Annotated in this window: 3 protein-coding genes; 1 reads left to right on the top strand and 2 read right to left on the bottom strand. The window is 32.8% G+C overall.

Going from position 1 to position 2,594, the window contains the following annotated elements:
* Nucleotides 1-185: hypothetical protein (locus ACSX1H_RS19055; RefSeq protein ID WP_439185845.1), on the top strand; the 185-nt coding region annotated here is incomplete at its 5' end.
* On the opposite strand, the gene ACSX1H_RS19050 is transcribed toward ACSX1H_RS19055, so the two are convergent.
* Both ACSX1H_RS19050 and ACSX1H_RS19045 read right to left on the bottom strand, forming a co-directional pair.
* The gene (locus ACSX1H_RS19050) at nt 169-768 is read right to left on the bottom strand and encodes a hypothetical protein (protein ID WP_439185844.1); all 600 of its coding nucleotides are present in this window, start codon (nt 766-768) and stop codon (nt 169-171) included. The genes ACSX1H_RS19055 and ACSX1H_RS19050 overlap by 17 nt on opposite strands.
* 887 nt (nt 769-1,655) lie before the next feature.
* Nucleotides 1,656-2,456, bottom strand: a complete 801-nt coding sequence (locus tag ACSX1H_RS19045) for a hypothetical protein (RefSeq protein ID WP_439185843.1) — start codon at nt 2,454-2,456, stop codon at nt 1,656-1,658.
* Nucleotides 2,457-2,594 lie beyond the last annotated feature (138 nt).

The raw sequence follows: 2,594 nt of genomic DNA, 5'->3' as shown, positions 1-2,594 counted from the left end.
CGAAATTAATCTTACGAACTTTCCAAAATGAGCGGAGCCAAAGCGTTGTATTTGAGTTTATCTTTTCATTTCAAAGCCAAATCAGCGATTTGGCGGAGCTGACCGAAGCGGAAAACCTTCGGAACCGCAGTGATCGCCTTATGCGCTATGGCGGTTTGTTGGGGTTAGTTATTTTCCTTTTTTAGTCTCCGTCTTAATCTTATCCCATTCGTCCTTTAAAATCTGTTGAGATATTGTTATAAATTCTTTAATTGCATTATTAACCTCCTCTGATTTTTTAGTTTCAAATTTTGGTGGAGTAAAAAACTCTAATAAAATGTCCAACAACTCAATAGCACGAATGTCATCATTAGGATTCAATCGAAGTTTAATTAAATGTATTTTTTCAATAATTCGTAGTCTTGATACACCCTTTAATTCACTAACCAACATATTCTGTTCACCTTTATTATCTGCCATTTCTTTCATAATCATAGGCCAAGGCTCATCTTCATGTGGATTAGTTTGAAAGTCTTGATGTTCTAATTCTTCTGATTCGTCAATAAGTTGGTTTAAATATTTATTATTGGAAACAAATATCGTTATCCAAGAAGTCAGTGTTGACAAATCATCTCTAAGTTTTTCAATCCATTTTATTCTTTCCGATGTGATAGTGTCAATGTACTTTGTAGTCTTTAAATTTCTCCTTGTATAATAGAGTGTTATTAAAGTCCCTATAAAAGTCAAAAAAACACCAATAGGTAATATATCCTTAAAGAATTCATTCATTTTTTACTGATTAATTTAGTGCTAGTTCCCTTCTGTAATTAACCCCAACGGTTCGGCCATATGAAGTGGCACTGTTGCGTGTGGTATATTCGCTTTCTTGTTTGTACTGCAGCTGGCGCGGGAACTAAACTCCCAAATCACGCTAAAGCCAGGGCTACTTTATGATGGCTTGTTAGTGGCAGTTTTTTATTATTTTGCTAAGACAAGAGCTACCTTTTATTTAATATATACTATCATGTAGAACACGTGCAGGTACATAAGCCTTTATTAATCTATTATTTAGTTTTGAACTTGAATCATTATAATAGAAAACACTCCGATGCTGAATTTTAATTATTGAATCGTTTATTGTGTCAAGAATAGACACCCTTTCACCCATATATATTCTACTCATATTCATTACTTCTCTACCAATTCCAATTTCTTTAGCATGGTACATCTTTAAATAAAATTGTTGTAGACTTGTAAATTCATTCAATCTTGATACAGAATAGGCATTGTATATTGAATCATTCAATTCATAGTAACAATATTTGTATGTCTTTTTTATATCATTTTGAGCCTTATCGTAAATTGAACTAACGATACTAATTATAATACCGGCAACAATCGCATACGGCACTATTGGTAAAATTAACTTTCTAGATAGTTTGTATAACATTATACGTCATGAAATTACATTGCCACTAACGACTCGGCTATGAAGCGTAAGTGAAAATTAACCAGTATTCACGTCCAAACTTCACGGAGCCAAAACGTTGTATTTGTCTTAATCTTTTTCATTTCAAAAGCCAAATCAACGATTTGGCGCTGCTCATCGAAGCTACTAACCAACCAAAATCAGTCGGCTCACTTATGCTTTATTAGCCATTGTTAGCTGCTGGCATTTATTCTTCTATATAGTCGATTAAGTCTTTCCCTAAATCTGTTATTTCAACTAATTTAAGTGGGTTTGCGCCATGATGCACACCAACGTCAATTAAAAGACCTTTGCTAGACAAATCATTGATTAAGAAATGAAATTCTGAATTCGTACAGTCAAAGGTCGCTGCCAAAAATGGTTCGTTTTCCTTTTCGATATCGTCTTTCGTCTTTTCAATTAGCAATTCGATTTCTTTCTGTTCTTTTCTTAGATTAAATATCTCTTTTCTAAAGCTCTCTCCATATCTATTATACATTCCTTGTTCATTTGAAATGTCATTATCCAAGATAGTATGCCTTTTTTCCAATTCAATTAAATCAATATTTAGCTGATTATATTGAGATGAAATTTTCTTTGCAAGATTATATAAAAGCGGAAGTTGTTTTTCGTATAATGAACTAACTATATTAAACATTAATTCAGCGTAATCAATATCTTTTGCTTTAACTATCTGATTACCGAGAAGGTATTTGAATGCTTTTAATTTAGTTTGCGAATGTGTTTTTGATACTTTTAGAAGTATATCCTCGAATAAATCGCTGAACTTATCACTATTTAATTGTTCTGAACATATGTCTTCTTCGCTATATTGAGCTAGATATTCTGATAAATTATTAATGAAGTTATTTAGGCGCTTTTGTTTCAGTCTACTTCTAGCTTCAAATAACAATTCATTTAAGGCTGTACCTGCAAAAGGAATTGCACCAACTACTCCTTTGAAAGTAGACACTCCATATTCCTGTAATAATTCTTTATTCTTGTTCATTAATCATTTGTTTTAGTCAGGTACGTTGCTTGCAGCTAACGGCCTGCCGCATGGCGTCGTAAGGCGAAATTAACCTTACAAATTTTCCAAATTGAGCGGAGCCAAAGCGCTGTATTTGTTTTTAACTTTTCATTTCAA

The organism is Carboxylicivirga taeanensis, assembly GCF_051851475.1.
GTDB classification, from domain to species: domain Bacteria; phylum Bacteroidota; class Bacteroidia; order Bacteroidales; family Marinilabiliaceae; genus Carboxylicivirga; species Carboxylicivirga taeanensis.
This window is presented reverse-complemented; position numbering and strand designations above follow the sequence as displayed.

What these genes read in the sequence shown, in the direction of transcription:
- ACSX1H_RS19050 (WP_439185844.1), bottom strand. Translation starts at nt 768, where the DNA reads ATGAATGAATTCTTTAAGGATATATTACCTATTGGTGTTTTTTTGACT.
- ACSX1H_RS19045 (WP_439185843.1), bottom strand. Translation starts at nt 2,456, where the DNA reads ATGAACAAGAATAAAGAATTATTACAGGAATATGGAGTGTCTACTTTC.